This is a genomic window from Pseudomonas sp. Sample_20, assembly GCF_004307585.1.
Taxonomy (GTDB): domain Bacteria; phylum Pseudomonadota; class Gammaproteobacteria; order Pseudomonadales; family Pseudomonadaceae; genus Aquipseudomonas; species Aquipseudomonas atacamensis.
The window spans coordinates 39,777-47,875 of record NZ_RCOA01000078.1 but is presented as its reverse complement, the minus strand read 5'-3'; the positions used below and the strand labels follow the sequence as shown (position 1 = coordinate 47,875).

5 protein-coding genes are annotated in these 8,099 nt (G+C 61.4%); 2 read left to right on the top strand and 3 right to left on the bottom strand.

Features of this window, described 5'->3' with window-relative positions; translation table 11 throughout:
- Positions 1-15: 15 nt before the first annotated feature.
- Complete coding sequence (gene fabI / locus D8U70_RS16970; protein WP_003202751.1) at positions 16-810, top strand: enoyl-ACP reductase FabI; 795 nt, start codon at positions 16-18, stop codon at positions 808-810.
- Positions 811-960: 150 nt separating this feature from the next.
- Entirely contained in the window at positions 961-4,083 is a 3,123-nt protein-coding gene (locus tag D8U70_RS16965; RefSeq protein ID WP_130929360.1) for a hypothetical protein, read from the top strand.
- Between the two features lie 239 nt (positions 4,084-4,322).
- Here the strand turns inward: D8U70_RS16965 and D8U70_RS16960 are convergent, their stop codons facing one another.
- From D8U70_RS16960 to D8U70_RS16950, 3 genes are read right to left on the bottom strand one after another with little or no spacing between them, the layout of a single operon-like run.
- Positions 4,323-5,285, bottom strand: a complete 963-nt coding sequence (locus D8U70_RS16960) for a sensor domain-containing diguanylate cyclase (RefSeq protein WP_071171843.1) — start codon at positions 5,283-5,285, stop codon at positions 4,323-4,325.
- Between the two features lie 54 nt (positions 5,286-5,339).
- Entirely contained in the window at positions 5,340-5,918 is a 579-nt protein-coding gene (locus D8U70_RS16955; RefSeq protein WP_071171842.1) for a hypothetical protein, read from the bottom strand.
- A 1-nt stretch (position 5,919) separates the two neighbouring features.
- Entirely contained in the window at positions 5,920-8,082 is a 2,163-nt protein-coding gene (locus tag D8U70_RS16950; protein ID WP_130929359.1) for a xanthine dehydrogenase family protein molybdopterin-binding subunit, read from the bottom strand.
- Between the last annotated feature and the right edge of the window lie 17 nt (positions 8,083-8,099).

Sequence of the window (8,099 nt, the reverse complement as noted above, 5' to 3'; positions counted from 1 at the left end):
AAAGAGGAGCAACACATGGGTTTTCTCGCCGGTAAGCGCGTACTGATCGTCGGTGTCGCCAGCAAGCTGTCCATCGCATCCGGCATCGCTGCCGCCATGCATCGCGAGGGCGCTGAGCTTGCCTTCACTTATCAGAACGACAAACTCAAGGGTCGCGTCGAAGAGTTCGCACAAGGCTGGGGTTCGAGCCCTGAGCTGTGCTTCCCGTGCGACGTGGCCAGCGATGAAGAAATCGCCAAGGTCTTCGAAGAGCTGAGCAAGAAGTGGGACGGCCTGGACTGCATCGTCCACTCCGTCGGCTTCGCCCCGGGCGACCAACTGGACGGCGACTTCACCGAAGCCACTACCCGTGAAGGTTTCCGCATCGCTCACGACATCAGCGCCTACAGCTTCGTGGCCCTGGCCAAGGCCGGCCGCGAAATGATGAAAGGCCGCAACGGCAGCCTGCTGACCCTGTCGTACCTGGGCGCCGAGCGCACCATGCCGAACTACAACGTGATGGGCATGGCCAAGGCTTCGCTGGAAGCCGGCGTCCGTTACCTGGCCGGTTCCCTCGGTCCGGACGGCACCCGCGTCAACTGCGTATCGGCTGGCCCGATCCGCACCCTGGCTGCTTCCGGCATCAAGAACTTCCGCAAGATGCTGGCTGCCAACGAAGCGCAGACTCCGCTGCGCCGCAACGTCACCATCGAAGAAGTCGGCAACGCCGGCGCCTTCCTGTGCTCCGACCTGGCGTCGGGCATCAGCGGTGAAATCATGTACGTCGACGGCGGCTTCAACACCACCGCGATGGGCAACATCGAAGAGTGATCTTCCTGTAGCCGTTAAAAAACCCGCCCGATCCGGCGGGTTTTTTTATGCCTGCAGAAAAGGTCGCCGCACTACATATGTACCGCCACCGACCCTGCCCTGCCTTTGATACTCGCCGCTCGATGCTTATCAGCCGCCAGGGAGGCGCAGATGAACGACACACCGGTACATGAACAGACGCTGATCCACAATCTCATCGCAGAATTGACCGCCGTACCGGTGGTCACCGCCGCCACGCCGGCGCGCACGCTGGAGGTTCCTCGTCCATGCCTGCTGCGCGAATGGATGGAGCTTTACTGGACCGCCCTCGAACGCCCTGAGTTTCTCGACTGGGCCAGTGGCTTTCACATCGACCTGGATACCTTGCAAATCAAAGGCGACATTCTGCAAGCGCGCACACCAGCGAATGGCACCTCCGACGTACGCACCTTCACCCTGGAGGACGACTCTGGCTGGTGGCAGGTGGCGCCGATGCTGCAATCGATTTCCCAACGCATCGACCCTGCCGGGTTGGGCCTGCCTTATATCGGCGGCAAGTCCGCCAACCCGCTGTATCGCTTTCCACGGCAAGTGGTGCTGGCGTTCTACGGTTACCCGGAACCGCAAAACCAGATTCAGGCCCGCGTCATCCTCACCGAACTGAAGAAAAGCGGGCTGGCTGCCATCGATGAGAACGGCCACAGCACGTCGGCTGTGGTGAAGGAACGCAACGCGCAACTGGAGGACTTTCGGGCGATCGCCGATCAGATCGATGCGGTGTTGCTGGCGAGCGATCCGTTCGAGCAACGAGGCTTTCTCGATACGCCGGTAACGCTTGCTTCGGCCTCTGTTTCCGCTCCTGTCAGAGGCCCGCGCCTGAAATTGGGCGAGCTGCTGCGTCGCTATGAATTTGCGCTGCCGGAAGATGCGGGACAAGCCAGAGCGCTTGCGCAACGCCTGCGACAGCACAGTTGGCCTGAGCTGCCCTACGTCAGTGATTACGTGCAGACCGGCACCCCCATCCGCAGCTATCGCGAAGACTTCGGCGATCTGGAGGACGCCCGGCATATTGTGCGACGCCTGGAAGTTTTGAGCTGGAACAAGGCACCCAAAGCCAGAATCGATTACGAGGAATTCAGCGAGCCCCATCCGCATTCCACGCTCGCGGTGCAGATGGCGCAGGGCCAGGAGCGCTTGCAGATATTCAGCTCCAATGCGGATTTTCAAGCCATCTTGCAACAGCACGGGTTACCCGCCGACAGTCAATTGCTGGTGACCGAGTCAGGCCATGTCGGCACGGCCAGCGCCAAAGGCTGGGTCAACCTGACGACTGAGGTGGAAAAACATTCCGATCTGAAACTTCATCGCGACCAGCTTAAAGCTCAGGCAGGCGAAGCCGGCGGCGCCCTGCGCTCGAGCGGTAAAGTCACCCTCGGGCAGATGTTGCGTTTCTACGAGCTACCGTTGCCAAAAACTGTCGAGCAAGCCCTCTCCCTGGCGAAATGGGACAAGATCAATCTGCACATGCGTCCCGGGCACATGAATCAGTGGTATCTGCTGGGTCAACCCTGGACGAAGACCGAGCGGTTCACCGCGCAGCAACGTCAGAGCATCATCGACACCACCCAGGCTTTTTTGCCCGAAGACTCGCCGCCACTGATCGACTACCTCAGTGAAGGGGTCGACACCGATCTGCCGCTCAATACCCTCAAGGCAAAAGCCGACTACCTGATCAGTCGTATCCTGATCACGTCGCGCGCACGGACGCTGGGCAATCAGTTGGTGAAGAACCTCGGAGCGCCGTCTCACAAAAAACGCCTTCTGGCCACCAACCGCGAACGGCTGTTGCTCGCTGCATTGATTCTCAACCTGGAACCGAGCGCCGGTGAGGATATAAACCGAATCGTCGCCCAGCGCCTGGAGGGCAGTGATTTCTGGGGCGACAGTTATGACGAAGTGCGCCGGTTCATCGACCGGCAACCCCAACTCGCACTGGTCAAGAACAAGACATTGGCGACCCACCTGTTATTGTCCGGCATCTCGCCGGAGTTTCTCCTCCGGGGCATTCCTCGATCACTGCCTTATATGAGTTGCCTGCGCTGGGTGAGGCTGAAACAGGTCGTGCTGTATATCGAAAGACGCCTGCCGGGCGCGGCGCGCTTGATGACCTACGAGCAATTGCGCGAGCTGACGAAGGGCCCGGCGCCGGCTGATTTCTACAAGTTTCTGCGCGAGGAGCCGTGTGCCTCGGTTGTAGTGGACTGGGCGGTTGCACGAGGGCTGATCCAGCGCGATGCCGATTTTCAAGTCACGGTCTATGACGCCGCCACGCTCAAGCAAGCCGATCTGCTCTTTCGCAACCACAATCGTCTGATTTACGATTTTTACCGCCGGGCCTTCCAGTCGTCACCGCCCACTCCCGCCACTATTGCCCTCGCCGATCTGCGCAAGATCTTCGCTGCTTCCCCTCACCTGACAGAGAAGGCGCTGTTTGTTCCAGCCTCGGACGCTGATACAACCGGGCCACATTATTCCCTGAGCCAATTACACATCGCCGGCAAGCTAACGGGTGACATGCAGGGATGGCAATCGAGCAATGCACAATTGCAACTGCCATCGATGATTGCCTCGCTGCCCAGACTGAACAACGTGGCAAGCGCTTTTCATGCAGCGCTGGCGGCGCGCCTCAAGCATATGAAGGACGCGCATGTCGCGATTCTCAAGGAGGCGTTCTGCCGGTTGCCGTTGGCGCAACGGCTCGACCTCGAAGACAACACGCTGGAATTGCTCGCCCTGCGGCCAGTATCGGCAGCCACGGACGAACTTGCCAAGGCCGGCACGGCGCCGTTTGGCATATTGGCACTGCTGCATGGGCGGCCAACCAGAGTCTTCGAGATTTTCACCAGCAGAGATGAAGTGGTGCTGCGTCGCGATATCGACATCGCATTACTCAAACCATCGGTGGCGAAAGAAGCGGCGAAAACGCTGCCCCTCGACGCCGAAGCCTACAAAAACGGCTCCCAGCCTCGCTTGAACGCCACCTGCAAGGCGTTTATCACTCGCCTCGATATTGAGGGCGCACCACTGGCGCAACAGGCACGCACCGCCGTGCCCGATACCTTCGCCTCCAACAGAGTCAACGCCATTGCCAGCACCGCCGTCCGCCATCTGTTCGATGCTTATGAAGCGAAAGCCTTGCAAGACGCGTTGCGCATGCCCGAACTCGAGGATGCCGCGGCCAGTCACGAGAAATGGCTGGCGTTTTACCAGAAGCTGAGCCCGCCCAAGCGCTGAGCACTGGCGAATCCGGCGATGAATCGGCTGACGCCTTCGCGAGCAGGCTCGCTCCCACAGAGATGGTGCTGAACTGAAAAATCCTCCGCGCCATCGAAACCTGTGGGAGCGAGCCTGCTCGCGAAGACATTCGACCAGCCAGCATCAAATTGCCTGACCCACCGCCATCGCGAGCAAGCCCGCTCCCACGGGATTCAAGGGAGTCTGTGGGAGCTGGCTCGCCCGCGATGGTGCCGGTGCTAACAGCCTTTCAGAGCTTGCTTGTGCGCATACATCGCGCCATCCGCATCGGCGAGCAGCCGATCAACGGTTTCGTGGCGCGTGGGGTCGTATTCGATCTGGCCGACGCTGAAACGAATCGCATAACCACGGTGCAGCGTGGCGTTGCGCTCTTCGAGGATTTCCTTGAGCCGGGCCATGATCCGCGTGGTTTCAACGTGGCTGGAGCCAGTCAGCAATGCGACGAACTCATCGCCGCCCAGGCGTCCGACCACGTCGCTTTCACGAAAGGCAATGCGCAACACATCGGCGAAGGTCTTCAGTGCACTGTCGCCTTCGGCATGGCCGTACAGATCGTTGATCTGCTTGAAGTCGTTGAGGTCGAAAAACAGCAGCGTCGCCGGCCGGTTCAGGCGCGCGCAGGCATCCAGTGCATGCTGGGCCAGTTGCTTGAAACCACGGCGATTGGACAACAGCGTCAACTCATCCATGCTCGCCATCTGCACCGCCATCAACTCTTGCTCGGCCATCTCCGCGAGGTCACGCAGCAGCGCGCGCTCTTCGTCATCAAGATGGCGAGGTTTGGTATCAATCAGGCATAAGGTGCCCATTTTGTTACCGTCCGGCACGGTCAGTGGGTACCCGGCGTAAAAGCGAATATTCGGCGCACCGGTAACCAGCGGATTGTCATGGAAGCGCAGATCTTCCAGCGCATCGGGCACCAGCATCAGCTCGTTCTGCAGAATCGCATGACCGCAGAACGAGACATCGCGGGACGTCTCGCTGACATCCAGACCCACACAGGACTTGAACCACTGGCGATCCGTGTCGACCAGCGTGACCAGGGCGATCGGCACGTTGAACAAGCGCTTGGCCAGCCGCGTCAGACGATCAAAGCGCTCCTCCGGCGCCGAGTCGAGGTTGAGGCCATGCAGCGCGTCGATACGTGCAGCTTCATTGGCAGGTTTTCCGGGCACCAGCATGCGCACACTCCGTAGACAGTCATGCGTTCAGCGTAGCGCTTAATCGTCGGGGCATCACATTTGCGCCACCGGACACGGCCCGCCGGCATCGGCCCAGAGTTTGAATTGCGCGACGAAAATATCGTGCGGCACTGGCACCGGTGCGCGCCCTGCCCCGGGATTCCAGCCCCAGAGCACCAGTTTGTCTTCGCTGACGTGTTTTAACAGCGCGGCGAAATCCCGGTCGCCATTGCTCGCGCGGTCCTTGATCATCGCGCAGAGCTTGTCCGAGGGCAGGCCGATCCAGGCCATTTTGTGCGCCGCCGGCGGCAGGCTCCAGTGCGGCGCACCCGGCGGCGCGTGAGGGCCGTAACTGGCCGGCGGGTTGCTTTCGGCGTGGCAGGTCGCGCAAGGCAAACCGGCGGCGCCCTTGCCGTCCATGCCGCGCACCACGCTCATCGCGTGGGGGATGCCGGCGTCGAACTGCAACGGCGAATCGCCGGGAATGTGGCAATTCTGGCAGCGCGGGCTCTGAAAGACTTTCTGCACCGTGCCAAAGGCTTTCAGAGCTTCCTGATCCTCGGCAAACAGGTCCGAGGCGTAGCCACCGAGACCGAGCAAAACGACGGTGCCCAACACAAGATGTCGTTTCATCTCACACCCCCGACAGTTGCAGTGGCAGTTCGCGCAGGCGTTGCCCGGTCAAGGCGAACACGGCGTTGGCCACGGCCGGCGCGGTCGGTGGCACGCCGGGCTCACCGATGCCGCCGGGTTTTTCGCTGCTGGGGACGATATGCACTTCCACCACCGGCATTTCGTTGAGCCGCAACACCTGATAATCGTGATAGTTGGATTGCACGACGCCGCCGTCCTTGACGGTGAGTTTGCTGTGCAAGGCCATGCCGAGACCGAAGGTGATGCACGATTCCATCTGCGCGGCGATGCTCTGCGGATTCACCGCAATGCCGCAGTCCACCGCGCAGACCACCCGATGCACGCGGATCGCCAGATTGTCCTGCGACACCTCGGCGACCTGCGCCACGTAGCTGCCGAACGACTCGTGTACCGCCACGCCCAGAGCATGCCCGTCCGGCAACGGTGCGCCCCAATTGGCCTTCTCCACCGCCAGATTGAGCACGCCGAGGTGGCGCGGGTGCGTCTTGAGCAACGTTCGCCGGTATTCCACCGGATCCTTGCCCGCCGCCGTCGCCAGTTCATCGATCAGCGATTCCATGACAAAACCCGTGTGGGTATGGCCCACCGAACGCAGCCACAACACATTGATGCCGGTCTGCGGCGAATGCAGGTCGACCTGATGATGAGGCAGATCCTTGATATACGGACTGTCGGCCACGCCCTCGACCGAGGTGGCATCGATGCCGTTCTTGACCATCGTCGCCTCAAGCATCGTCCCGGCCATGATCGACTGCCCCACCAGCACATGCTGCCAGCTCATCGGCAAACCATCGGCGCCCAGCCCGACCTGCGCCTTGTGCAGGTACATCGAGCGGTAGTAGCCGCCGCGAATGTCATCTTCGCGCGCCCACACGGTTTTCACCGGCAGGCCCGCAGCTTTCGCCACTTGCACGGCTTCGGCGACGAAATCCGAGGTCGGATTGGCGCGGCGACCAAAACCACCGCCGAGGAATTCGGTGTGAATTTCGACCTGCTCGGGCTTGAGCCCGGTAATCTTGCTGGCGACCATTTGGTCCAGCGTCTGAAATTGCGTACCAGTCCAGATCTCGCATTTGCCGGCGCTGATTTTCACCGTGCAATTGAGCGGTTCCATCGGCGCGTGGGCCAGATACGGCACGCTGTATTCGACCTCGATTTTCTTCGCGGCTTTGCCGAAATTGGCCTTGGCGTCCCCCGCCTGAGTGGCGGAAGTGCCCGGCGTCGCCGCCAGTTTGCGGAAACTCTCCAGCAGTTTTTCACTGCTCATGTCGGCCAGCGGCCCCAGGTCCCAATCGACCTTCAGCGCATCACGGCCCAGCTTCGCCGCCCAGAAATGCTCGGCCACCACCGCCACGCCGCTGGGCACCTGCACCACCTTGTGCACGCCGGGAATGGCCAGCGCTGCGGCGCCTTCGAAGGATTTCACCGTGGCACCGAACACCGGCGCGCGGGCGACCATCGCGGTCATCAGGCCCTCGAACTGCACGTCCATGCCGAACCTGGCGCGGCCGGTGATCTTTTCCGGGGTATCGAGGCGCTTGGTCGGTTTGCCGATGACTTTCCAGTCCTTGGCCTCCTTGAAGGTGATGGTTTTCGGATCCGGCACCGGCAGTTGCCCGGCGGCATCGGCCAGTTCGCCGTAGGTCGCGCGTTGATTCCCGGCGATGACCACGCCGGACTCCGTGCGAATCGTCGACGGCGCGACGTTGAAGCGTTTCGCTGCGGCTTCCACCAGCATCTGCCGCGCCGTCGCCCCGGCCAGTCGGTAGCGGTCGAATTCCATCCAGGTCGACGTCGAGCCTCCGGTGATCTGCATGCCGCCAAATGCCGGCAAGCCGTAATCGGCCGCCGAGGCTGGCGAGTGCTCAACGCGGATTTTCGACCAGTCGGCATCCAGTTCTTCGGCGATCAGCATGGTCAGGCCGGTCCAGATGCCCTGGCCCATTTCCGAATGACCGAGCAGCACGGTGACGCTGTTGTCCGCCGCGATGCGCAGGAACGCGTTGGGCGCGAAGGTCTTGTTCTGATTTTCTGCCGCGCGGGCAAAGCGATTGGCCCCGGGCATCACGAACGCCACCATCAAGCCGCCGCTTAACAGTGCGCTGCCCTTGAGAAACCCGCGACGCGATACGGGACTGTTCATCGTTCCTCTCCCACAGA